Origin of the sequence: Pseudomonas mohnii, from assembly GCF_900105115.1 — a bacterium.
GTDB lineage: Bacteria > Pseudomonadota > Gammaproteobacteria > Pseudomonadales > Pseudomonadaceae > Aquipseudomonas > Aquipseudomonas mohnii.
In genome coordinates, this window is record NZ_FNRV01000001.1 from 5313145 (window position 1) to 5337982 (window position 24838).

20 protein-coding genes are annotated in these 24838 nt (G+C 59.1%); 11 read left to right on the plus strand and 9 right to left on the minus strand.

The features are described from left to right. Positions 1 to 21: 21 nt before the first annotated feature. Entirely contained in the window at positions 22 to 771 is a 750-nt protein-coding gene (locus BLV61_RS24850) for a sulfite exporter TauE/SafE family protein (protein WP_090468072.1), read from the plus strand. On the opposite strand, the gene BLV61_RS24855 is transcribed toward BLV61_RS24850, so the two are convergent. Then, a complete protein-coding gene (locus tag BLV61_RS24855) occupies positions 761 to 1615 on the minus strand; it encodes a LysR substrate-binding domain-containing protein (RefSeq protein ID WP_090468074.1) in 855 nt (284 codons plus the stop codon). The genes BLV61_RS24850 and BLV61_RS24855 overlap by 11 nt on opposite strands. A 96-nt stretch (positions 1616 to 1711) precedes the next feature. Here BLV61_RS24855 and BLV61_RS24860 point away from each other — a divergent pair, with 96 nt between their 5' ends. Beyond that, the gene (locus BLV61_RS24860; RefSeq protein ID WP_047527187.1) at positions 1712 to 1927 is read left to right on the plus strand and encodes a DUF1127 domain-containing protein; all 216 of its coding nucleotides are present in this window, start codon (positions 1712 to 1714) and stop codon (positions 1925 to 1927) included. A gap of 64 nt (positions 1928 to 1991) precedes the next feature. Then, on the plus strand, positions 1992 to 3221 hold the full coding sequence (locus BLV61_RS24865) for a winged helix-turn-helix domain-containing protein (protein WP_090468078.1): 1230 nt from the start codon (positions 1992 to 1994) through the stop codon (positions 3219 to 3221). Between the two features lie 112 nt (positions 3222 to 3333). Here BLV61_RS24865 and BLV61_RS24870 read toward each other — a convergent pair whose 3' ends face one another. Then, positions 3334 to 4680: a class II 3-deoxy-7-phosphoheptulonate synthase gene (locus tag BLV61_RS24870; protein ID WP_047527191.1), complete on the minus strand. Its 1347-nt coding sequence runs from the start codon at positions 4678 to 4680 to the stop codon at positions 3334 to 3336. 150 nt (positions 4681 to 4830) lie between these two features. Between BLV61_RS24870 and BLV61_RS24875 the strand changes: the two genes are divergently transcribed. Then, the gene (locus BLV61_RS24875) at positions 4831 to 5586 is read left to right on the plus strand and encodes a spermidine synthase (RefSeq protein WP_090468080.1); all 756 of its coding nucleotides are present in this window, start codon (positions 4831 to 4833) and stop codon (positions 5584 to 5586) included. 65 nt (positions 5587 to 5651) lie between these two features. On the opposite strand, the gene BLV61_RS24880 is transcribed toward BLV61_RS24875, so the two are convergent. Further along, on the minus strand, positions 5652 to 6443 hold the full coding sequence (locus BLV61_RS24880) for a crotonase/enoyl-CoA hydratase family protein (RefSeq protein WP_090468082.1): 792 nt from the start codon (positions 6441 to 6443) through the stop codon (positions 5652 to 5654). Positions 6444 to 6863: 420 nt separating this feature from the next. Between BLV61_RS24880 and BLV61_RS24890 the strand changes: the two genes are divergently transcribed. Further along, positions 6864 to 8537, plus strand: coding sequence for a DEAD/DEAH box helicase (locus BLV61_RS24890; protein WP_047527197.1), 1674 nt, complete (start codon positions 6864 to 6866; stop codon positions 8535 to 8537). Positions 8538 to 8629: 92 nt separating this feature from the next. On the opposite strand, the gene BLV61_RS24895 is transcribed toward BLV61_RS24890, so the two are convergent. After that, positions 8630 to 9397, minus strand: coding sequence for a DODA-type extradiol aromatic ring-opening family dioxygenase (locus BLV61_RS24895; protein WP_090468083.1), 768 nt, complete (start codon positions 9395 to 9397; stop codon positions 8630 to 8632). A 103-nt stretch (positions 9398 to 9500) separates the two neighbouring features. Here BLV61_RS24895 and BLV61_RS24900 point away from each other — a divergent pair, with 103 nt between their 5' ends. Then, a complete protein-coding gene (locus BLV61_RS24900) occupies positions 9501 to 10157 on the plus strand; it encodes a thiopurine S-methyltransferase (RefSeq protein WP_090468085.1) in 657 nt (218 codons plus the stop codon). A gap of 62 nt (positions 10158 to 10219) precedes the next feature. Here the strand turns inward: BLV61_RS24900 and htpX are convergent, their stop codons facing one another. Then, positions 10220 to 11110 (minus strand): protease HtpX, encoded by an 891-nt coding sequence (htpX, locus tag BLV61_RS24905; protein ID WP_047527200.1) that lies wholly within the window; start codon positions 11108 to 11110, stop codon positions 10220 to 10222. Between the two features lie 316 nt (positions 11111 to 11426). Continuing rightward, positions 11427 to 12638, minus strand: coding sequence for a pyridoxal phosphate-dependent aminotransferase (locus tag BLV61_RS24910; protein ID WP_090469978.1), 1212 nt, complete (start codon positions 12636 to 12638; stop codon positions 11427 to 11429). Between the two features lie 224 nt (positions 12639 to 12862). Here BLV61_RS24910 and msrB point away from each other — a divergent pair, with 224 nt between their 5' ends. From msrB to BLV61_RS24925, 3 genes are all read left to right on the plus strand, one after another. Next, a complete protein-coding gene (gene msrB, locus BLV61_RS24915; protein WP_090468087.1) occupies positions 12863 to 13258 on the plus strand; it encodes a peptide-methionine (R)-S-oxide reductase MsrB in 396 nt (131 codons plus the stop codon). Positions 13259 to 13411: 153 nt separating this feature from the next. Next, complete coding sequence (locus BLV61_RS24920) at positions 13412 to 13897, plus strand: glutathione peroxidase (RefSeq protein ID WP_047527203.1); 486 nt, start codon at positions 13412 to 13414, stop codon at positions 13895 to 13897. Beyond that, on the plus strand, positions 13894 to 14355 hold the full coding sequence (locus BLV61_RS24925; RefSeq protein WP_047527206.1) for a MarR family winged helix-turn-helix transcriptional regulator: 462 nt from the start codon (positions 13894 to 13896) through the stop codon (positions 14353 to 14355). The genes BLV61_RS24920 and BLV61_RS24925 overlap by 4 nt, the downstream gene beginning before the upstream one ends. Here BLV61_RS24925 and BLV61_RS24930 read toward each other — a convergent pair. Next, entirely contained in the window at positions 14339 to 16660 is a 2322-nt protein-coding gene (locus BLV61_RS24930; RefSeq protein WP_279627447.1) for a hybrid sensor histidine kinase/response regulator, read from the minus strand. The genes BLV61_RS24925 and BLV61_RS24930 overlap by 17 nt on opposite strands. A gap of 166 nt (positions 16661 to 16826) precedes the next feature. Here BLV61_RS24930 and BLV61_RS24935 point away from each other — a divergent pair, with 166 nt between their 5' ends. Continuing rightward, entirely contained in the window at positions 16827 to 17717 is an 891-nt protein-coding gene (locus BLV61_RS24935; protein ID WP_047527209.1) for an ATP-binding protein, read from the plus strand. Beyond that, on the plus strand, positions 17714 to 18196 hold the full coding sequence (locus tag BLV61_RS24940; protein WP_090468091.1) for a GAF domain-containing protein: 483 nt from the start codon (positions 17714 to 17716) through the stop codon (positions 18194 to 18196). Before BLV61_RS24935 ends, BLV61_RS24940 begins: the two co-directional genes overlap by 4 nt. On the opposite strand, the gene BLV61_RS24945 is transcribed toward BLV61_RS24940, so the two are convergent. After that, entirely contained in the window at positions 18197 to 21142 is a 2946-nt protein-coding gene (locus BLV61_RS24945; protein ID WP_090468093.1) for an HD domain-containing phosphohydrolase, read from the minus strand. A gap of 48 nt (positions 21143 to 21190) precedes the next feature. Next, entirely contained in the window at positions 21191 to 24832 is a 3642-nt protein-coding gene (locus BLV61_RS24950; RefSeq protein WP_090468095.1) for a transporter substrate-binding domain-containing protein, read from the minus strand. Positions 24833 to 24838: the final 6 nt, after the last annotated feature.

A 24838-nucleotide genomic window follows, 5' to 3' on the forward strand; every position in this document is an offset into this window, starting at 1 on the left:
CACCCAAAGGGAAAAACGGCTGTGATTGAGTTTCTGATGTATCTGGTCTTCGGCGCAGCCCTGGGAACCCTTGGCGGGATTTTCGGCATCGGCGGAGGTTTGATTGCCATTCCCTTGCTGGGTGTGTTGTGCGGTCTCGATCAGCAGATTGCCCAAGGGACGGCGTTGGTCATGGTTGTGCCCAATGTCATGTTGGCACTGTGGCGTTATCACCAACGCAACCGCATCGAGTTGCGCCACGCGTTGCCATTGGCTTCGATGGGGTTCTGTTTCGCCTGGATCGGTTCGATTTGGGCCGTGGGCGTTGATGCGCAAACCATGCGGATTGGCTTTGTCGCGTTTCTGGTCGCCCTGTCGGCCTACAACCTGGTGCGCATGTTCACTGCCAGCGCGCCGGCCTCGGCGCAGATGAACTATTCGTGGCCGTGGCTGGGTGTGCTCGGTGCGGCGTCCGGAACCATGGGCGGATTGTTTGGTGTAGGCGGGGCGGTCGTGGCTACGCCGGTATTGACCAGTCTGTTCGGTACTACGCAAGTGGTGGCGCAGGGCTTGTCGCTGGCGCTGGCATTGCCAAGCACCGGCGTCACGCTGGTCACCTATGCCGTACACCATCAGGTGCACTGGATGATTGGCGTGCCACTGGCGCTCGGTGGCCTGATGAGCATCAGTTGGGGTGTGAGGATCGCCCATGCCATGCCCGAGCGGTTGCTGCGCGGATTGTTCTGCGGCTTCCTGGTGTGCTGCGCGGTGATGCTCGCCTTTAAGGTTTGAAGCCTTCGACGATGTGCTCGGCGAGGCATTCGGTAATCGGGGACGGGTTGTGCAGGTTGCGCACCAGCATGATGCTGGCCTCGGGCAGGCTCGGCAGGTCTTCGGCCTCACCGAGGATGCGCATGTCTGCGGTGATCAGGCTTTCCAGTTGCGCGGTCACGGCCAGACCGGCGCTGACCACTGCCATGATCGCCGACAGGCTGTCGCTGTTGTACGCCACGCGATAATCGCGGCCCATGACATCGAGGGCGTTACAGGCCCACAGGCGGCAGAAGCAATCACTGTTGAACATCGCCAGTGGCAGCGGCGTCTGCTCGTGGGCGCTGTAGCATTGCGCCTCGGCCCAGACCAAGCGTTCCTTGCGCAGTAGCTGACCGATCTCGCTGCCCGGTTCGCGAGTCACGATGGACAGGTCGAGGTCCTGGCGCATCAGCAATTGTTTGGACGACTCGCAGTGCACTTCGATCTGGATCAGCGGATAGGACTGGGCAAACCGGCGCAGTATCCCCGGCAGAAAACGCATCACGTAATCGTCCGGAGTACCGATCCGTACCGTGCCGACCATGTGCGGTTCGCGCAAGGTGTTGAAGACTTCGCTGTGCAGCTTGAGGATGCGCCGGGCATAACCGAGCAATACCTGGCCTTCCGCCGTCAGCCGAACCTGCCGGCCGTCGCGCTGGAACAGCTGGCGCTGCAAAACGTCTTCTTCCAGCCGCTTCATCTGCATGCTCACGGCCGACTGGGTGCGGTTGACCAACTCTCCGGCGCGGGTAAAGCCGCCCTGGTCGGCGATGGCGACGAAGGTGCGCAGCACTTCGGTGTCGATGCTCGGGTAGGCGGACATTCATCAATCTCCGAGATATGTGACATCAGAAACATTCGTTGGATTGATCTTAGTCCTGGCGCGAGACTGGAGCTATCCAAAACGGAGGGCAACAAGATGAAAGGTCAACATGAATACCCAGCGGTAGAAAAACACTCGATCCACCTGGTATCCGATCTGCTGCACAAATTCAGTCGCTGGTACGAACTGCACAAGGAGCGCGAAATGCTGGCGAGTCTGAGCGATGAAGCGCTGAAAGATATCGGCATGAGTCGTGCGGATGTCGAATTCGAGTCGGTCCAGCCATTCTGGAAAGACCCGATGCATAAATGATGAGTGCCACGCTACACAAACCACTTACCGGTGAGGTAGGTTGCGAGCAGACAAGGAGATGCTCATGCCCGCAACGTTGTCCTTTACCCTCAAACAGGCTCGGCGTCTGGCGCTGGCTGCCCAAGGGTTCAACGGGCGTCAGCCGCCAGCGACGATCAAGCCGCTTCAGCTCAACCGCCTGATCGAGCGACTGGGCGTTCTGCAGATCGACTCAGTCAATGCCTTGGTGCGTTCGCACTACCTTCCGCTGTTTTCCCGCCTTGGAAACTACACTTGCGACGTGCTCGACCAGGCTGCCTGGAGTCAGGGCCGGCGTCGAACATTGTTCGAATACTGGGGCCACGAGGCCTCTTTACTGCCCCTGTCGATGTACCCGTTGATGCGCTGGCGCATGCAGCGAGCGAGTCGTGGCGAAGACATTTATCAACAACTGGCGCGTTTTGGTCGTGAGCAGCAGGACGTCATCCGTCGGGTGCTGGCCTCTGTCGAGGCGCAGGGCGCGCTGGGGGCCGGAAGTTTGTCGACCCGCCAGGAGCGGGCGGGGCCGTGGTGGGACTGGAGTGCGGAAAAGCATGCATTGGAATGGTTGTTTGCCACCGGTGAAGTGACCGTGGCCGGCCGGCGTGGGTTCGAGCGGCTTTATGATTTGCCGGAGCGGGTGATTCCCTCGGCGATTCTTTCGCAGCCACGGATTGATGAGGCGCAAGCCCAGCGCGGATTGCTGTTGCATGCCATGACAGCATTGGGCGTCGGCACGGAAAAGGATCTGCGCGACTACTTTCGCCTGAATCCCGCTGATAGCCGTCCACGTCTGGCGGAGTTGGTCGAGGCCGGTGAATTGCTCACCTGCGAAGTCCAGGGCTGGCGCCAACTGGCCTATTGCCTGCCTGAGCCCAAGGTACCGCGCAAGGTCGAGGCCAGTGCCTTGCTTTCACCTTTCGATTCACTGATATGGGAACGCAGTCGTACCGAACGCCTGTTCGACTTTCGCTATCGGCTGGAGATCTATACGCCGCAGGACAAGCGAATTTACGGCTATTACGTCCTGCCGTTCCTGCACCACGAACGGATTGCCGCGCGGGTTGATCTGCGCGCCGAACGGGCGGCCGGTCGATTGGCAGTGCACGCGGTGCATGAGGAGCAACCGGGGCTGGATGACGAAGGGATGCTGGCGTTGGCGGCCAATCTGCGACAGATGGCGCAATGGTTGGGGCTGGCGCAGGTTCAGTTGAATTGTCCCCGGGCGAGTGCGGACAGGTTGCGGGTGGCATTGACCAGCATTTGCGGGGTTTGATCTGAGGGCATCGCTGGCAAGCCAGCTCCCACAGAGGTTGCGTCGTGCACATTATTGCCCAACGACGTAAATCCTGTGGGAGCTGGCTTGCCAGCGATGGGGGCGATGCGAGTTAGCGCCGAACCTGCTTCAAAGTCTCTGCAATCAAAAACGCCAACTCCAGCGACTGATCGGCATTCATCCGCGGGTCGCAATGGGTGTGGTAACGATCCGACAAGCCGTCTTCGGTAATCGGCCGCGCACCGCCGATGCATTCGGTGACGTTCTGCCCGGTCATCTCGATGTGGATGCCGCCGGCGTAGCTGCCCTCGGCTTCGTGCACCTGGAAGAACTGCTTCACTTCGCCAAGAATCTGCGCGAAGTCACGGGTCTTGTAGCCGCTGCTGGCCTTGATGGTGTTGCCGTGCATCGGGTCGCAACTCCACAGCACTTGCTTGCCTTCACGCTGTACGGCGCGGATGAGCTGCGGCAAGTGATCGCCGACCTTGTTCGCGCCCATGCGCGCGATCAGGTTCAGGCGGCCTGGATCGTTGTCCGGGTTGAGCACATCGATCAGGCGAATCAAGTCTTCAGGGTTCATGCTCGGACCGACCTTGACCCCGATCGGGTTGTTCACCCCGCGCAAGAACTCGACATGGGCACCGTCGAGCTGACGGGTGCGGTCGCCGATCCACAGCATGTGCGCCGAGCAGTCGTAGTAGTCGTTGGTCAGGCTGTCGCGACGCACGAAGGCTTCTTCGTAGTTCAGCAGCAGCGCTTCGTGGGCGGTGAAAAAACTGGTCTCGCGCAGTTGCGGCGAACTGTCCATGCCGCAGGCGCGCATGAAGGCCAGGGTTTCATCGATGCGGTCGGCCAGGTGGCTGTATTTTTCCGCCAGGGCCGAGTTGGCGATGAAGTCCAGGTTCCACTTGTGTACCTGATGCAGATCGGCAAAGCCGCCCTGGGCAAAGGCGCGCAGCAGGTTCAGCGTGGCGGTGGACTGGTGGTAGGACTGCAGCAGGCGCTCCGGGTCCGGTACGCGGCTTTTTTCATCGAAACCGATGCCGTTGACGATGTCGCCACGGTAGGCGGGCAGGGTCACGCCGTCGATGGTTTCGTCGTTGGCCGAGCGCGGCTTGGCGAATTGCCCGGCCATGCGCCCGACCTTGACCACCGGGCAGCCGGCGGCAAAGGTCATGACAATCGCCATTTGCAGCAGCACCTTGAAGGTGTCGCGGATTTTCGCGGCGGAGAACTCGGCGAAGCTTTCGGCGCAGTCGCCGCCCTGCAACAGAAACGCCCGGCCCTGGGTCACTTCGGCAAACTGACGGCGCAACTCCCGGGCTTCACCGGCAAACACCAGCGGCGGATAGCTGGACAGGGTTTGCTCGACTTGCAGCAAATGCGCCGCGTCGGGGTATTGGGGTTGTTGCTGGATCGGCAGGGCGCGCCAGCTGTCAGGGCTCCAGGGTTGGCTCATCGCAGTCTCTAATGTTTTACGCTCGGACAGCCATGTTATCAGCAATTAGTGCGTGACCTGTTCCCGTCGCTTCGCGGACAATCGCGCCTTTGCCCCACCCTGTTGGCGGTGTTATTGCGTTGCCGGGCCCGGTGACGATCAGGAGACGAAATGACTGAGGAGCGCGTCGAGCATCTGCTCGCCGAGGTGCAGGACGAATTTGGCGTGATTCGCGTGCTGGAAGTGGCCGATTACCGCTTTCTCGAATTCGGTGATGCCATCGAACAAAGCTGCGTCTTCACGGCCGATCCGAGCTGGCTCGAATATGACTACACCCGGGCCATGCTGATTGGTGCGCTATGCCACGAACAACCGGAAAGCGCACTGTTTCTGGGCCTCGGTGCCGGGACGCTGACCCAGGCGTGCCTCAAGTTCCTGCCGCTGGAGGACGTCGAAGCCATCGAGTTGCGCCCTGACGTGCCGCGTCTGGCCATCGAATACCTCGGGCTGGATGACGATCCGCGCCTGTACATTCGCGTGGGTGATGCGCTGGAATTGCTCGACACCGCGGAGCCGGCGGACCTGATTTTTGTCGACTTGTATACCGATGTCGGTCCCGGAGTCGGGCACCTGGCCTGGACTTTCCTGGAAAACTGCCAGAAACGCCTGAATCCGGGCGGCTGGCTGGTGATCAATCAATGGGCTACCGATGATGGCAAACCATTGGGTGCCGCGTTGCTGCGCGGGCTCTACCATCGGCATTACTGGGAATTGCCGGTGAAGGAGGGCAATGTGATCCTGATCGTGCCTTCGGAGCTGGATCAGCAACTGGACATGGACGGCCTGATCGCGCGGGCCGAAGGGCTGGCGCCGCGGTTGGGGTATTCGTTGCTGCCGTTGATCAAGGCAATTCGGCCGGCGAGCTGATTGTTGTCTGGGCGGACCTCATCGCGAGCTTGCTCGCGATGGGGCCATGGAGGCCAACACACATTTCACATGCCTTTGAAGACTCCGGGGCGCCGCTCCACCAACGACAAAACACCCTCCCGGGCATCCTCGCTGCTCATCAGCTTCTTCACCAGTGCCGGCAACCCTTGCGCGGCCACCGTTTCTCCTTCATAACGCGCCTGCCGGGCCGACATCAATGTCGCCTGAACCCCGAGTGGCGCCTGCCGGGCAATTCGCTCGGCCAGCTCGATTGCCCGTGGCAGCAAATCCTCGCTGGCCATGACTTCCTGCACCAGCCCCAGATGCAAGGCATCATGGGCATCGAACTCATCTCCGGTCAGCATCCAGCGCATCGCGTTCCCCCAGCCGGCGACTTGATGCAGGCGCAGGGTGGCGCCTCCAAAGGGGAAAATGCCGCGTTGCACTTCCATTTGCGCAAAACGGGTGTTGCTGGCGCACAGGTTGATATCGGCGGCCAGCATCAACTCGATGCCAATCGTCAGGCAGTAGCCCTGCGCGGCGACAATCACCGGTTTGTTGACCCTCGGACCGGCGAACACGCCCCACGGATCACAGCCGCCGGGCGGTGCCTGCCAGCCTTCGGTCAACGTGGCGCTGGCATTGACCAGGTCCAGTCCGGCGGTGAAATGCTCGCCATGACCGAAGACCACCGCCACCCGCGCTTCGGTGTCAGCCTCGAACTCGCCGTACGCCAGGCTCAATTCGTTGAGCAAGTCGAGATCGAAGGCGTTGCGTTTGGCGATCCGATCCAGGCCGATCATCAGGACATGACCACGCTTTTCACGGCTCACGCGGCTGGTGTTGAGCTCTTTCATGGTGCATTTCCTCGGGCGGGAAGGGGAGTCAGACCGACGGTCTGCCTGTTCAAGATGAACCGTTTTAGCGCCAGCGCCCGCATGGCCGGGCCTTTGAAAAATAGACGCTCGCCTGATTATCCGCAAAGCCTGTGACAGAACGCCGTGCACAGGAGTTTTGCGATAAAAAAAGCTCCCTTTTTCAGCAAATTCCGGTATAGTGCGCGCCGGCCTTTAGCCGGGCCGCGTTTAGGTAGAGCAATTCCCCGAAGTCAGCTTCGGCTGCACGTCCGCATCGCGGACTCTTCCTTGACGATTCTTTTCATTCATTCGTTTTCGCAAATCCCCGCCGACAAAGCTGCCAGGGCGACTCTTGAGTCTCAACACGGCACGCGCAGCTTTGGAGCATGGGTCTTTGCGGATGCACTTAGAGGCAGACCCATGACCCAGGAAACCGGCGGCTTCGCCGCTTTTAATCTTAATCCGAATATTCTTGCAGCCGTCACCGCGACTGGCTACGAAGAGCCATCGGCTATTCAGCAGCAATCGATCCCGATCATCATGGCCGGTCACGACATGATTGGTCAGGCGCAAACCGGTACGGGTAAAACCGCCGCGTTCGCCCTGCCGATCCTGCATCGCATCGATCCTGCAAAGCGCGAGCCGCAAGCCCTGATCCTGGCCCCAACTCGTGAGTTGGCGCTACAAGTTGCAACCGCTTTCGAAACCTACGCCAAGCAAATGCCGGGCGTGACTGTTGTGGCTGTCTACGGCGGCGCGCCGATGGGCCCACAGCTGAAAGCAATCCGTAATGGCGCACAGATCGTTGTCGCCACTCCGGGCCGTCTGTGCGACCACCTGCGTCGTGACGAAAAAGTATTGGCGACCGTGAACCATCTGGTTCTCGACGAAGCCGACGAAATGCTCAAGCTGGGCTTCATGGACGACCTGGAAGTTATCTTCAAGGCTCTGCCTGCAACCCGTCAGACCGTATTGTTCTCGGCCACCTTGCCGCAATCGATCCGTGCCATTGCCGAACGCCACCTGCGCGATCCGCAACACGTGAAGATCCAGACCAAGACCCAGACCGTTACCGCGATCGAACAGGCTCACCTGTTGGTTCACGCTGACCAGAAGACTTCTGCCGTTCTCAGCTTGCTGGAAGTGGAAGATTTCGATGCGCTGATCATGTTCGTGCGTACCAAGCAAGCGACCCTGGACCTGGCCAGCGCCCTGGAAGCCAAAGGCTACAAAGCCGCTGCGCTGAACGGTGACATTGCCCAGAACCAGCGTGAGCGCGTGATCGACTCCCTCAAGGATGGCCGTCTGGACATCGTTGTGGCGACCGACGTTGCTGCTCGTGGCCTGGACGTTCCGCGCATCACTCACGTGTTCAACGTTGACATGCCGTACGATCCAGAGTCCTACGTTCACCGTATCGGCCGTACCGGCCGTGCCGGTCGCGAAGGTCGTGCGCTGTTGCTGGTGACTCCACGTGAGCGCCGCATGCTGCAGGTCATCGAGCGTGTAACCGGTCAGAAAGTTGCCGAAGTTCGCCTGCCGGACGCTCAAGCCGTTCTGGATGCGCGCATCAAGAAACTGACCAACAGCCTGTCGCCGCTGGTGGCTGAAGCTGAATCGACCCATGGTGAACTGCTGGATCGCCTGACTGCCGATATCGGTTGCAGCCCGCGTGCCTTGGCCGCAGCCCTGCTGCGCAAGGCTACCAACGGTCAAGCGCTGAACCTGGCCGCTATCGAGAAAGAGCGTCCACTGGTGCCGAACAACGCACCGCGTGGCGATCGTCCAGAGCGTTCCGGTGATCGTCCTGAGCGTGGTGACCGCGAGCGTCGCGCACCAATGCCTCTGGCCGAAGGTCGTGCTCGTTGCCGTACCGCGCTGGGCGCGCGTGATGGTATCGCGGCCAAGAACCTGCTGGGCGCCATCCTCAATGAAGGTGGCCTGGCTCGTGAAGCCATCGGTCGCATCCAGGTTCGTGACAGCTTCAGCCTCGTTGAGCTGCCGGAAGATGGTCTGGAGCGTCTGCTGACCAAGCTGAAGGACACTCGCGTTGCCGGTAAGCAGTTGAAGCTGCGTCGCTACCGCGAAGATTGATCCGCTTTCGGGCTGATTGATCGCACATAAAAAATCCCCGACTGGTTCGGGGATTTTTTTTGTCCGGATGGCAGGGCGACTTGGTGTACCGGTCAGCCGAAACGATAGATGTCCATGCCCAGTGCACCCATAGTGAATCCTTGGTGGGCGATGCTGAAATCCCCCCCGGCCGCGCGGGCAAAGTACAGCGGCAGCAGGTGTTCATCGCTGGGATGATTGCGCACGGCATTTGGTGCCCGTTGGCGATAATCGTTCAGGGCTGCCTCGTCGTTGGCCGCAAGCTTTTCGACCATCCAGTCCCGGAACGCCTGTGCCCACGGCTCCACGCTCTCAGGGCCGGCATGCCAATCCAGTTCTCGCAGGTTATGGGTGATGCTGCCGGAGCCGATCAGCAGTACGCCGTGCTGGCGCAGGCTGCTCAGCGCCTGTCCGACGTGGGCCTGCAGGGCAGGGCCGCCACGGGTTGGCAGTGAAACCTGAACAATCGGGATGTCCGCCTGCGGATACATCAATGACAGCGGAACCCAGACACCATGATCGAAAGGTCGGTTGGAATCGATGCGGGCGGGAAGATTACTGGCCTTCAACAGTTCGACGACTTCGGCTGCCAGCTGTGGATCGCCGGGTGCCGGGTACTCGACTTCAAACAAGGCTTTAGGGAAACCGCCGAAATCATGCCAGGTATCAGGTCGTGGATTACCGCTGACCAACAGTTCATTGCTTTCCCAGTGCGCGGAAACAATCACGATGGCTTTGGGTTTTGGCAACTCGGCCGCCAGGCGAGCCAGGGCAGGCCCGCTGGCACCGGGTTCCAGGGCGAGCATCGGGGAACCATGGGATATGTACAGGCTGGGGAACATGAACGAGCTCCGGAGAGTTAAGATGGCACCATCTTCTGTCAGATCATTGATCTAAATCTAATATAAGTTTTAGGGTGTTTTGATCGAATTTTTGGGGTTACTTATGCAGCCGGAGTTTTGGCACAAGAAGTGGGCGTCGAATCAGATCGGCTTTCACTTGCCGCAAGTGAATCCTTATCTTCAACGGTTCTGGCCAGCGTTGGGCCTGGAAGAGGGCAGTCGCGTTCTGGTGCCCTTGTGTGGGAAGAGTCTGGATGTGTTGTGGCTCGCTCATCAGGGGCACGAGGTTCTGGGCGTCGAACTGTCGGAAAAAGCCATCGAGGACTTTTTCAGTGAGCATCACTTTGACCCCGCTGTGAGCGAGCAGGGGCCGTTCAAGGTTTATCGCGCAGGCTCCATCGAGCTTTGGTGCGGTGACTTCTTCGAGCTGACAGCCGGCGATGTGGCTGATTGCTCTGCGCTTTATGACCGGGCCGCATTGATTGCGCTACCGCCATCAATGCGCGAGCAATATGCCACGCATTTGAAGCGGATCCTGCCCAAGGATTGCCATGGGCTTTTGATCACCCTCGATTATGACCAGGCTCAAATGGACGGCCCACCGTTTGCCGTACTGGATGACGAAGTGCAGCGATTGTTTGGCCAGGCATGGTCGCTAAAAATCCTGGAGGATCAGGATGTGCTGAGCGAGAGCGGGAAATTTCTGGAGGCGGGGGTTACCCGGCTTGAGGAGCGGGTGTATCGGGTGTCCACCCGGTAATCCGTGAAGACCCAAAAAAAGGCCCGCATCACTGCGGGCCTTCTTGTTTGCCACGGAGTCTCTTAGCCCCGGCGACGAGCCAGCGCATCGATACGCTCTTCCAGCGGCGGGTGGCTCATGAACATGCGGGCGAAGCCCTGTTTGATGCCACCGTTGATGCCGAAAGCGTTCAGGGTGTCCGGCATGTGCACGGGCAGCCCCTGTTCCGCACGCAAGCGTTGCAGGGCGCCGATCATCGCAGCCGTACCGGCAAGTTGTGCACCGGCTTCGTCGGCGCGGAACTCGCGTTTGCGCGAGAACCACATGACGATGGCGCTGGCGAGGATACCCAGCACCAGTTCGGCGAAGATGGTCGCCACGTAGTAGGCGATGCCCTGACCTTCTTCGTTCTTGAAGATCACCTTGTCGACGAAGTTACCGATAATCCGTGCGAAGAACATTACGAAGGTGTTCACCACGCCCTGGATCAGTGCCAGCGTGACCATGTCGCCATTGGCCACGTGGCCGATTTCGTGGGCCAGTACGGCTTTCACTTCATCGGGCGAGAATCGTTCGAGCAAACCCTGGCTGACCGCGACCAGAGCGTCGTTCTTGTTCCAGCCGGTGGCGAAGGCGTTCGCTTCGTAGGCTGGGAAAATCCCGACTTCGGGCATCTTGATCCCGGCTTCGCGGGACAATTGCTCGACGGTTTGCAGTAGCCATTGTTCGTGACGAGTGCGTGGCTGGGTAATGATCTGGGTGCTGGTGCTCATCTTCGCCATCCACTTGGAGATGAACAGCGAGAACAGGGAACCGGCGAAACCAAAGACCGCACAGAAAATCAGCAGCTGATTGAGGTTGAGATCAACCCCGTTGGCCGCCATGAACCCGTTGAAGCCGAAAAGGCTCAGGGTGATGCTGGCAATCAGCACGACCGCCAGGTTAGTGGCCAAAAACAGCAGGATGCGCATCATGGTTGTAGAAATCTCCTTTTGCTAAAGATGTAGCGTACTGCGGGGTATATAAGGTGCTGCACCGGGGTATTCAACCAAGTGACTATTTCAAACTGTGTCTTACGGCATCAGCTTAGCTGCTTGAAGGGCATTTCCGATGGTTCGGCAGGAAGAGTTTGTAGGTCATTGGACGCCCCGAGCCCCGTAGCCGCTAGTCGTAGCCCGGCAAGTGCGTACAGGTGTGGGGTTGATACGTCGGTGAGCCGCAGGACGCAAGCATATGTTGCTGAATGAATCACCGTGCGACCCGTCAGGGCGTCGCACGGTGAAAATCCGCTTATTGGCGATAGGACTTCAGGAAGTTGCCAATGCGCCCGATGGCCATGTCCAGATCATCCACGCGCGGCAGGGTGACAACGCGGAAATGGTCAGGCCATGGCCAGTTGAAGGCCGTGCCTTGCACCACCAGCAGCTTCTCGGAGAGCAGCAGGTCGAGGACGAATTTCTCGTCGTTGTGAATCGGGCAGACTTTCGGATCGATGCGCGGGAACGCATACAGCGCGCCCATCGGCTTGACGCAGCTCACGCCCGGAATGTCGTTGAGCAGTTCCCAGGTGCGGTTGCGCTGCTCCAGCAGGCGTCCTGGCGGCAACACCAGATCTTTGATGCTCTGATATCCCCCCAGTGCGGTCTGGATCGCATGCTGGCTCGGCACGTTGGCGCACAGGCGCATGTTGGCCAGCATATCGATGCCTTCGATGTAGCTCTGGGCATGGTGTTTGGGGCCGGATATGGCGATCCAGCCGGAACGGAAGCCGGCCACCCGATAGGACTTGGACAGACCGTTGAAGGTCAGGCACAGCAGGTCTGGCGCCAGGGACGCCGTGCAGATGTGCACGGCGTCGTCGTACAGGATCTTGTCGTAGATCTCGTCGGAGAACACCACCAGATTATGCTGGCGGGCCAGTTCCAGCATGCCCAGCAGCACTTCTTTCGAGTACACCGCACCGGTGGGGTTGTTCGGGTTGATGATCACCAGCGCCTTGGTATTCGGGGTGATCTTGGCCTTGATATCGGCCAGGTCCGGCCACCAGTTGGCCTGCTCGTCGCACAGATAGTGCACCGGGCTTCCGCCCGACAGGCTGACCGCGGCGGTCCACAGCGGGTAGTCCGGCGCCGGGACCAGCACTTCGTCACCATTGTTGAGCAGGGCCTGCATCGACATCACGATCAGTTCGGAAACGCCGTTGCCCAGGTAGATGTCTTCAATGCCGACACCTTCCACCTGCTTCTGTTGGTAGTACTGCATGACGGCCTTGCGTGCGCTGAACAGGCCTTTGGAATCGCTGTAACCCTGGGCGGTGGGCAGGTTGCGGATGACGTCCTGGAGGATTTCGTCCGGCGCTTCGAAACCAAAGGGCGCCGGGTTGCCGATGTTCAGCTTGAGGATGCGATGGCCTTCCTCTTCCAGGCGTTTGGCGTGCTTGAGCACTGGGCCGCGAATGTCGTAGCAGACGTTGGCGAGCTTGTTCGATTTGCTGACCTGCATGGCGATGTGTTCCCGAAAATGAACGATCCAGGCGGCGAATGACCAACCGTACTGGGAATCCTGCGTAATCACAGGTCTGAAGCCTTGAGAGGCAGCACCCATAAATCCGTTTGAATGCGCGTGGTCTGGCTGCCAGACTGGCGTTTGACGAGGCGCAATCATACGTGCCGCCCGATCCGTGGAAAAGATACAGATCGGGCTTTTTCAGCTGCTGAGGTGTGACGATGGAAAAGTTGGAAAAAACCCTGGAAGAGTGGAAAGCCATGCTCGATCCGGAGCAGTACAACGTATGCCGGCTCAAGGGCACCGAGCGCCCGTTCTCCGGCAAGTACAACGACACCAGGACCGACGGTGTCTACCACTGCATCTGCTGCAACGAGCCGCTGTTCGACTCCGCGACCAAATTCGATTCCGGCTGCGGTTGGCCAAGCTTCTACGCACCGATCGCCGACAGCGCCATGATCGAGATTCGTGATGTCAGCCACGGCATGATCCGCACTGAAGTGGTCTGCGCCAGATGCGATGCGCACCTGGGACACGTATTTCCAGATGGCCCGCCACCGACCGGCCTGCGTTATTGCATCAATTCGGTGTGCCTGGACCTCGTCCCTCGAGACTGAACCGGGGCGTGGGGATGCCCTGCAGGCGCTGACAAGCCAGCGCCTGCAGGTTCGGGTTCTACCGAACGAGCAGCGTCGATTGATTAATTAAATTGCACGCAATTCAATTGCTCGCTACTTTATGTTCACTTCCCTTCAATCGGTACCTCGAACATGAGCGATAACCTGCTGAGCATCCCTTGCACCACCATCAAGGGCGAGCAAAAGACCTTGGCGGATTTCGCCGGTAAAGCCGTGCTGGTGGTCAATACCGCGAGCAAGTGCGGTTTCACGCCTCAGTACAAGGGCCTTGAAGAGCTGTGGCAGACCTACAAGGATCAAGGCCTGGTCGTGCTGGGCTTTCCCTGCAATCAATTCGGCAAGCAGGAGCCGGGCAACGAAGGAGCGATCAGCGAGTTCTGCGAGCTCAACTACGGCGTGAGTTTCCCGCTGTTCAAGAAAATCGACGTCAACGGTGCCGGTGCTCACCCACTGTTCGTCCAGTTGAAAAAGCGCGCGCCGGGCGTGCTCGGCTCTCAGGGCATCAAGTGGAATTTCACCAAGTTCCTGATCGGCAAGGACGGCCAGTTGGTCAAGCGTTTCGCCCCGGCGACCAAGCCGCAGGACCTGAGCCGCGAGATTGAAGCCTTGCTCAAATGAACAGCTTGTCAGTCGATTCGCTGAATCTCGACAGCCAGCTCTGCTTCAAGCTATACGCCGCTTCCCGTGCAGTGATTCGTGCTTACAAGCCGATGCTCGATCAGTTGGGTCTGACTTATCCGCAATATCTGGTCATGCTGGTGTTGTGGGAATGGCAGGAAAAAGCACCCGAACAGCCGACGGTCAAGGCGCTGGGCGAGCGCCTGGCCCTGGATTCGGGCACGCTGACTCCGCTGCTCAAGCGCCTGGAGCAGTTGCAACTTGTGCAGCGTCAGCGCTCGGCGCGGGATGAGCGTGAGGTGCACCTGAGCCTGTCGCCAACCGGCCTGGCGCTGCGCGATCGGGTCGGGCCACTGAAGGCTCGCCTGCTTTGCGACAGCGGTGTGGATCTGGATCGATTGAATCAGCTGCGCGATGGCCTCGATCATCTGTTGGGGCAAATCAAGACACTGTCGTAAGGGGGATCCACACGTCGAGCAAGGCAGCCAGTTCTTCCCGGCTGAAGGGTTTGGCCAGGTAGTCGCTCATACCTGCAGCACGACATCGTTCGCGTTCCTCGGACATGGCGTTGGCGGTCAGGGCGACGATGGGAAGTTGTGGCCAGCGTCCGCTGCGGCGGATTTGCCGGCTGGCTTCATAGCCATCCATCACCGGCATGTTGCAGTCCATCAGCACCAGATCGAATTCCTTGTACTCCAGTTGATCCAGCGCCTCGGCACCGTGGGCAGCGACGGTGACATCGCAGCCGAGTTTCCCGAGCATGCCTTTGGCCACCAGTTGGTTGACCGGGTTGTCCTCAACCAGCAGCACCCGTCCGCGTCGTTGCGGTGAGTGGGTGTTGATATGGGGGGCATTGACGATGCTGGTATCCGGTTGAAGGATTCGTCGTAAGGTCTGGTGCAGTGCGTTGCGTGCCAAGGGGCGTGCCTGTTGTTGCAGGGGGGCGAGGGCGCTGACCTGATCGCTGGGCATGAAACTGCCGTAAGCGGTCACCAGCAAAATTGGCGCGGTGAAAGTGGGACGCAGGTTGAACAGGCATTCGGGGCAATCGGTAATCAGCACATCGGGCGCCAATCCGGTCAATGGGTCATCGATGGCGCACTGATGATATTCAACCCCCCATCCTGGCAACAAGCTGCCGAGCAATTCCGCCAAACCGCTGCTGGCCGCAGTGATTGCAACCACTCTGCCTTGCAGCGCCGGGATGGCGAGTGCCCGGGTGTGACGGGGGAGTGGCAATTCTGCGCAGAACTGGCTGCCGAAACCCGCTTCCGAACTGATGGTGAGGCGGCCCTGCATGGCTTCGCAGAGATTGTAGGTCAGGGCCAGCCCCAACCCGGTGCCGCCAAATTGCCGGGTGATGCCGGCACCGGCTTGAGTGAAGGGCTGGAAAATCTTGACTTGTGCGTCCTGCGGGATACCGATGCCCGTATCGCAGACCTCGATTCTGACGCCGTCGTCAGAGGTCGACAGACGCACATCGACGCGGCCGAATCGGGTGAATTTGAGCGCATTGGACAGCAAGTTGCTGACGATTTGCCGGACCCGGGTCGGATCGCCGAGCACCAGCGCCGGAAACTGCGGTTCGATCAGGCAGGTCAGTTCGACACTCGGCGCGGCGTTCTGCGACAGCAGGTTGGCGGTGTCTTCGATCAGCGAGGCGAGGTCGAACGGGATGTGTTCGAGTTCCAACTGACCGGCATCGAACTTCGACAGATCAAGGATATCGTTGAGCAACTCCACCAAAACCTTGCCCGAGTCATGGGCGATGGACAGTTGTTGCTGTTGCTCGGGATTCAACGGGCCATCGAGGGACAGCGCGATCATTCCCAGCAGGCCATTGAGGGGCGTGCGAATTTCATGACTCATGTTGGCCAGGAACGCCGAGCGTGCTTCAGCCATGTCCAGGGCAGTGCTGCGAGCGGTTTCCAGTTCCTGGTTGGACTGGCTGAGCCGCGCATTGATCGCCTTGAGTTCCGCCGTGCGGGCCGAGACGATGTTTTCCAATTGGCCGAGATAGTCGGTCAGGCGGTTTTCGGCGTTGCGCCGCTGCTGGATTTCGGTGGCGACATTTTCAAACTGCTGGTTGGCCACTTTCACCAGTACGCCGATTTCATCGTCGGCGTGCCCCGCCGGACATTCCAGTGACGTCGGCTCCATACTGCGCGAATCGCGGCCACTGAGTTCGTGGATCAGGCGCACCAATGGTTTGGTCAGCATCACGTAGAACAGCGCCAGCAGGATGCCCGACAGGATCAGACTGCGGGCGAAGCCATTAAGCAGGGTCACCTCGGCCCGACGCAGGAAACGGTAGCCGAAGGAGTAAGTGTCGACGTCCAGTTGCAGCGTGCCAAGGGATTCGTTCGGCAAGTGATCCAGATACAAGCGGTCTTCGAACTGGCGATCGGCACCAAACAGGAAGTCGCTGAGCACCCGATAGCCGCTTTGCAAGCCCGGGCGTTTGACGTTGGCCAGCACGTTGCCGTTGTTGTCCGTCAGTTTCGCGCCGATGATTGCGGGTGAGCGCAGCAGGCCCAGTGTCAGTTCCTGAGCCAGTTCGGCATCAATGTTATAGGCGATGCGGGACGCGGGGTTGTGGCTGATTTCCAGTAAAGACTGTATTTCGCGGTTGATGGAAGCGTCTTCACTGGCATAATCGATGCCTATTTGCAGCAGGCTGAGCAGCATGCCCAGAATGAAACCGACCAGCACGGTAAGCCGCGCCTGTTTGTAAGACAGTCGGTTGGTGAATTTAATGTCCATGGGGTGTTGAACCACTTCCGTTTCCCTTCGCTGCTCAAGCATAGTCGATCATGCATGGATTCCGATGTGCCTGGCGAGCCCTTGCACACGGGGCTAACCGCTCATCGACCACCATGTTTCGTCGCTGTATCGCCATCATTACTGTGAACGTGCCCGAGGAAAAGACGTGGATTCCCGATTGAATGCTTTTCTTGAACGCGCCGATGCCGTTCTGGCTCGTATCGAGCCACTGTTGCCCACCCCTCGGCATGCCATCGACTGGACTCAGAGCCTGGCGGCGCGCTGGCAGCGTGAGGGTCGCAGCGGCTTTCTGTTGCCCCTGGAAGTCAGTCTCGACATGCGTCTTTCCGACCTGATAGGCGTCGATCGCCAAGTGGAGCAACTGGGGCGCAATACCCAACAGTTCCTTGATGGCATGCCGGCCAACCACGCATTGCTCTGGGGCTCGCGCGGTACCGGTAAATCCTCGCTGATTCGCGCCTTGCTGGCCGAGCACGCCAAGGCGGGTTTGCGTCTGATCGAAATCGAGCGCGATCACCTGGCCGATTTGCCGCGAGTCGTCGAACAAATCGCCAAACTGCCGCAACGTTTCGTGTTGTTCTGCGATGACCTGTCGTTCGAGTCGGGCGAAGGTGATTACCGCGTACTAAAGAGCGTACTCGACGGTTCGCTTGAGCAGGCACCGGATAATGTTTTGCTATACGCCACGTCCAACCGTCGCCACCTGGTGCCGGAAAAGGAAAGCGATAACGAAAACTGGAAGCGAGTCGACGGCGAACTGCATCCCAGCGAGGCGGTGGAAGACAAGATCGCGCTCTCGGACCGCTTCGGACTGTGGCTGTCGTTCTATCCGTTCACCCAGGAGCATTTCCTCAACGTGGTCGAACACTGGATCGGCCAACTGGCGGACAAGGCCGGCCTCAAGTGGCAACGCGACGAGCAACTGGACATCCTTGCGGTGCGTTGGGCCACCGGGCGCGGTAATCGTAACGGACGTTGCGCGTATCAATTTGCCCGCTATTGGGTTGGGCTGAAACTGTTGGAGCACAAGGCATGATCGATATACACAAGAGCGGCCAGGGCCTCGAAGGCTATGGCATGCTGCACGCGCAGCTTGAGTCGTTGCTGGCGGACGAGCGGGACTTCATCGCCAATGCCGCACAGTTTTCGGCCTTCCTGTTCAATCAGCTCGATGACCTGAACTGGGCCGGCTTCTATCTCAATCGCAATGAAGAGCTGGTGCTGGGCCCGTTTCAGGGGCAGATCGCTTGCGTGCGGATCCCGTTCGGCCGCGGCGTTTGCGGAACAGCGGCAGCGACCTTGCAGAGTCAACGGGTCGAAGACGTGCATGCGTTTGCAGGGCATATCGCCTGTGACAGCGCATCGAACAGCGAACTGGTCGTGCCGCTGGTCAAGGACGGTCGTTTGATCGGCGTACTGGACCTCGACAGCCCGAAACTGGCGCGTTTCACCGCAGAGGATCAGGCCGGCATCGAGCAACTGGCAGCGATTTTCCTGCGCCTGACCGATTGCTGATCAAACCCGCAAGCCTGCCTTGATCAGCAGGCTTGACGCATCGACCGCATCGATTTGCCGTGGGTTAAGAAAACGCTCGGCGTACCGCAGATAGATGTGGTCGTTGATGAACAACCCGAATAATTCCGGATCGAGGTGAGCGTCCCGGCACATGTTGGCCATGATGCCCAGCGCTTCGCTCAGGGATTTGGCTTTCTTGTAGGGGCGGTCGGCAGCGGTCAGCGCCTCGAAAATATCGGCAATCGCCATCATCCGCGCCGGCAGGCTCATGTCTTCGCGCTTCAAGCGTTTGGGATAACCGGTGCCGTCCATTTTTTCATGATGGCCTCCGGCGATTTCCGGAACGTTGCGCAGGTGGCCGGGGAAGGGCAGGTGGTTGAGCATCAGGATCGTCTGCACCATGTGATGATTGATGATGTAGCGCTCTTCGTTCGTCAGGGTGCCTCGGGTAATGCTCAGGTTGTAGAGCTCGCCGCGATTGTATTTGTAGCGCGGCACATCGAGCTTGAATCCCAAGGGATTGTCCGGGCCAATGAGTTCGGCGTCGATGCGTTCGAACAAATGCTCGGGTTTGTCCGCCAGCAGCGGCTCGCTGACCGGCAATGTCGGTGCCGGGGTGCGTTCCTGCCGCCGGTTCTCTTCCCAGGAAACGCCCAACCGGTCATCCAGGGTTCGGGTCCAGGTGCGTTGTCCAATGCTGCGTAGTCGTTGCAGGTCGGCTTCTGCCATCGCTTCACCGCCAAGGTTGCACCGGGCAATAAAGGCGAAATCATCATCGAGCGCCGTCAGCGTGGCATCGCGCAATAGCGACAGGTCTTGCTCGTCCCCCCCCATTGCAACGGCTTGCCAATAGCGGACCCAGGCATCACGCTTGAGCACTTCGAAACGGGTGCGGATTTCGTGGATGCGGTCGTTCAACGTTTCCAGTTTCGTGGCTTTATCGACGACGTATTCAGGTGTGGTGACCTTGCCACAGTCATGCAACCAGGCTGCAATGTGCAGCGCCTCCCATTCATCCTCGGTGGGGCGATAACCGCTGAAGGCTGGATCCTGACTGGCCGCGGCAGCCTGGGCAATCATCAGTGCCAGGGCCGGTACTCGCTGGCAATGCCCTCCGGTGTAGGGGCTTTTGGCGTCAATCGCGCCGGCTAGCAGTTTAATGAAGGCATCCAGCAGGTTTTTTTGTCGGGCTTGCAGGCGCTGGCTTTCAATACTCACGGCTGCCGCACCGGACACTGCCTGCAGAAACGCGATACGGTCGGGCCGGAGTTTTTCCAAGTCACTCTGGTTACCGCTGTCGGCCAATAAAAACACCAGCAGGCCCACGGTTTCGTTATGACGATTGTGCAAGCGGATACCGATCAGATGAACCCGAGGGCAAGCCAGTGCGAGCAACACTTTTTGCAAATCCCCCGCCTGTTCGAAGCCGAAATGGCTGACGACATTGTCGGCGGTCGAAAGCTGTTGCATCCAGGCTGGAGTTTTCGGGTCTTGAAGATCATGCCCGTGGATATCGAATGACGACAGCGTTTCAGCGGTGTCATTGATGACCAGACCCTGGGGCTCCATGCGATCACCGTCTCCTTCGCGCAGGTAAATCAGACCGGCCTGGGCCTGGCCGATTTTCACGGTTTCAAATAACACCCGCTCCATCAGCGGCGCAAAACGGGTCTCGGCGCTCAGGCTGTCGGTGATCTGGAAGAAGCTTGCCAGCGTTTCTTTCATGCGCGCCATCGACACGCTCAGTTGATCGACTTCCAGCACCGGGGAGCGACGGGAAACCGGGAAATTGAAGTCGAAGCTGCGAATCGCATCCGCTTCCTGTACCAACGCGCGCAGGGGTTTGACCAACACCCTCGACGTCAGCCAACCCAGAGGAACGCACAACAGTAGTGTCGCCAGAGTAATCAGCGCACCTTGCCAGCGCATGCGGTAGGCATCGGTCAGCAATTCGTCTTCCGGCACCAGCAGTGCCAACTGCAGACCTTGGGGACCGCCTTCCTGCATGTTGCTGCGGGCCACGATCCATTGGCGACCGCCGACATTCAAACGATTGCCCGCGGGGGGGCTGTTGAGCAGAGCGCCGAGGCTGGGGCTCAGGTCGGCGGCCTTGATCAGACGCGCCGTTTGGTCGTCGACGATCAGACGACTGCTGTCGGGATACGCGATGGCATTGCCTTGGGCATCGAACAGCACGATCTCGGTGGCGGGCGTCACTACATGTTTGGCCAGGGTGGCGCTGAGTTCCTCCAGGGTCAGGTCGGCGCCCATCACGGCATGGTCGCCGCTGCGCAGGGCCAGCGTGGTGCCGACGTTGTGGGTAGAGAAAAAAACATAGGGTTCGGTGGTGATCTGGGTGCTGTCGCGGCTGGCGCTGGAAAACCAGGCGCGGCTACGTGGGTCGTAGGTGTCGACGGGGTCTTCGTGACGACCGATGAAGGTCAGGTCCTGATCGAAAAACAACGATTGGGAATGAGCCTGACCGCGGGTGTCTCTCTCGATGCTCCACACTTGGTAAGCCGCTGCTTCCGGGGCGTTGAGCAGCGTTTTCAGCTGAGGGGCGCGCAGCGGGCGAACCATGAAAAAATCACCATTGCCATAGCCCAGATACAGGGATGCCAGATCCGGGTTATCCCGCAGCGACTGACTGAAGGGTTTGAGCAGCGCCAGGCGTTGCTGAAGGTCGGAACCTTGCACGGCGGGGTTGAGCACCAACAAGCTGAGCAGATGGCGAATCGGCTCGTAGGTAGCCTGCAGATCCAGGCGGACATCCTGCTCGATGCGATTGAAGAGCTTTTCGCTGCTGGAAAGAATGATCTGCGTGGTTTGACGGTAATTGAAAATGCCCAACACCACCCCGGTCAGCAACAACAGCAGGGTGAACATCACACTGATATGAACGTGCAGGGGAAACCGCCGTTGATCCGGGCGCAGTGGGTTGGGCATGCAGTTCACTCCATGATGGTTAACGCACTGCTCAGCGTCCAAGCATAGTTAAGGCTCTGTGATTTTGCTTCCGTCGTTTTGCCCAATTTGCTGCAGCAATGCCTGGTCCAATTCGAGCATGGCGCTCTCGATGGCCTTGCAGCATTCGGCCGTCCTGCCTGGCTCGAACAGGCTGCGGCAGGCCGCTTCGAGCGCTTCGCAGGTGTCGATCAATCGGGAGGCTTGAACGATTCGGGCGGCACCTTTGATCTTGTGGGCGATATCGAGAAAAACCTGCGGATCCGTGGACCCGGATAACGCCAGCAAGCTTTGTCGGTCCAGACCATTGCTATTGATCAGTTCGGTCAACAATCGTCGGTTCAGTGCGGGATTGCCTCCCGTCATCAGCTCGAATCCTTGCAGGCTGAAAACGGGGGCGAGGTCCATGGGCTCCATGCCCTCAACCCATTGACTCAAGGCCGTCAGGGTCAGCGGTTTGAACAGGCAATCGTCCATCCCGGCTTGTTTGCAACGTTGAATCTCTTCCGGCTGTGCATTGGCCGTAAATCCCAGTACGGTGCACGGGCGTTGTTGCGTTCGGCATTCCTGGCGGCGAATGGCGCGGGCTAGCTCGTAACCATTCATGACTGGCATGTTGCAATCGGCAATGACCAGATCGAAGGTGCCGGCTTTCCATACCTCGAATCCTGCCTGACCATCCTCAGCGACGCTGAATCGATGGCCCAGAAACTCCAGCTGCTGACACATGAGCAGGCGATTGGCCGCGTGATCATCGACTACCAGTACATTCAAGGGAGTTAATGTCGCGGGTGTTTCTGTTTCAACCATTTTCGGCCCAGGTTCACGTGGCAATGTGGGCAGGTGCAAGGTAATGCCCACTTGAGTGCCCAGCCCCGGCTGACTGCGTAACTGCAGGCAGCCCCCCATCCTTTCGCACAAACCGCGGCTGATCACCAGGCCAAGCCCGGTGCCGCCCCTGGCGGACTGTCCGGCGTTATCGGCCTGAGCGAAAGGCTCGAACAGGCGTTGCTGATCCTGTTCGCTGATTCCGATACCGCTGTCCTCGACTTGCAATTGCATTCGTACCTGGCCCGGCTCGGCGGACGGCTGCAGATTGACGATAATCCTGACTTGACCGTGCTCGGTAAACTTGATGGCGTTGCTGACCAGGTTGGACAGCACTTGCTTGAAACGCAACGGGTCCAGCAGGACGTCGATCGGTGGGTTGGCCGGGTTGAACTCCAGCCGCAATTCGAGTCCTTTCTGGTGGGCCAGCCCATCGAAGTTACGTGCTACTGACGCGACGATTTCCTGCGGATTGACACGCTCCGGGCTCAGGCTCAAGTGCCCCGATTCGATGCGGGCGATGTCGAGAATGTCGCCGATCAATTCCAGCAAGTCTTTTGCCGAGTTGTACGCCACATCGATGGCTGGACGATCCGGGTGATCCTGTTCGATACGCTTGAGCGTCAATTCGAGCATGCCGATCACTGCATTCATCGGGGTGCGGATCTCGTGGCTCATGGTGGCCAGGAATGTGCTTTTGGCCCGGTTGGCTTCGTCGGCGCGCTCTTTCGCACAACGCAGATCATCGAACAGTTGCCGCCGTTCGCTGATGTCGATCCAGCCACCGATGATGCCTTGCACTTCACCGCAAGAGTCACGGTAGGGGAGAATCCAGTGATAGATCGTCAACCGGCGTCCACCGATGTGCAGTTCACGATCGAGAATCAGGGGTATGCCCTCGGCCACGACGCGCTGATAATCGGCCTGATATTCCCGGGCTTCGAAGGCGTTGCTCATAGTGCCTTGAATGACACTTTTGCCAATGACGTCTTCGCGTTTTGCACTGAAGGCTTGCAAGTAGCTGTCATTGCAGCTTTGGAGCAGGCCCTGGCGATCACGTACATAAATCGGATGTGGCGTGCCGTTGACCAGTGAACGCATGAATTCGAATTGATCGTTCAATGCACGCTCGGCCGCTTTGCGTTGATTGATCTGGCGCCGCATGTTTGCGTTCCAGGCCATGGAAATTAACAACAGCACGCCTGCGCCGATGACGATTTGATAGAACACCCGATGATAGGTGCGCCAGGTGCTTTGTGAGGACGCTGAATAACCACGCCAGCGGCTGTTGATAATCCCCAGTTCCTCCGGCGAGATGCTCAACAGCGCCTTGTTGAGGATGTCATTGAGTTCCTTGGCGTTGCGGCCGGTGGCCAGAGAGAATGCCGCTTGCTCTGTGCCGATGGTGGTGCTGATTTGGAGGCTGTGCTCGAAGAGCCGCGATGAGATGAAGTAGTTGGCGATCACCAGAGAGCTCACTGCACCTTCTGCCTGGCCCTCGGCAAGCATTTCCACGGCACTGAACGTGTCCGGCATTTTGATGAGTTTTATCTGCGGGAACTCGGTACGCAAAAAATCTATCAGTGGATTGCCTTGGGCGATGGCCACGCGCTTGTCATGAAGCTGCGTAAGATTGGCAGGGCTGTCTGCAGCTTTGCGCGTCAACAGGACATTGGAGTTTTGCAGATAGGGTCGACTGAAATTCAGCAGCCTTTCCCGTTTTGCGCTGGGCAGCAGTGCGGCGATCAGATCGGCCTGGTTGTCTCTGATCCGCTGAATCATGTCGCTGTCGCTTCGGCTGCGCTGGATCTCGAAGCGCAGACCGGTGCGCAGCCTGATGAGTTCAAGCAAGTCGGCGGCAACGCCGCGGAAGTTGCCGTCACTGTCGAAAAACGTCAGTGGCGCGAGTGCTTCATTGACGACTACGCGGACCACCGGGTGTTGCGCCAGCCAGCGTTCTTCGCCGTAACTGAGCTCCAGCTTGTGATCGGTGAGCAGGATGTCGCTGCCGGCGCTCCAACGCTTGGCGATGTTTTCTCGTTCGCTGACAGGGATCGCCATGAGCGTCGTATTGATGATACCGAGCAGTTCCGGGTTGTTCTTGTGCACCGCAAAACTGAATCCGTGGGCTTCGTGTTTGCCGAAGTTGGCCATGCGGATGTTGTTCAGGTAGCCCTTGTTGATCATGTAATGGGTCGAAATGGTATCGCCGAGAAACACGTCCGCCTGGTCGAAGGCTACGGCGTTGATCGCATTCTGATAGGAGGGATGGGATGTAATGATCGCCTTCGGGTAGAGGGCCTTGACCTCCTCCAGCGGCAGATAGTGATACACCATGCTCAGGCGCAGACCGGCAAGGCCGTCAGTCAGTGATCGGGTTTCGCCTTCGCGTGTCACCAGGACCGGTTGGTCCACCGCGTAGGGCATGGACAATACGATGTCGGCATTGCTTGCTTCGAATCCATTGGCGGTGCCGAGCAAGTCAACCTCGCCGTTTTTGAGTGCTTCGATTGCGGCTCCCCGGGATGAGAAGCGTTGAACCTTGATGGGCAAGCCCGTGGCCTTGCCGAGTATGCCCGCATAATCGGCAGTGAAGCCTTCATAGTCGTGGCCGCTGAGGGTCAGGTCGAACGGTGGATAATCCGGTGCTGAGGTACCCAGAACCAATTCACCTTTGTTCCTGACCCATTGTCGTTGCGATGGATCCAGTTGGACTTCCAGATTTCCGGCCGTCATGCGGCTGAGCAAGACGTAATCCTCACCGTCCTGCGCCGCGAGCAATGAGGTGCTCAAGCATAAGCCTGCTGTCGTGAGTATCAGAAAATCCTTTAAACGACTGAGCATCCTGTT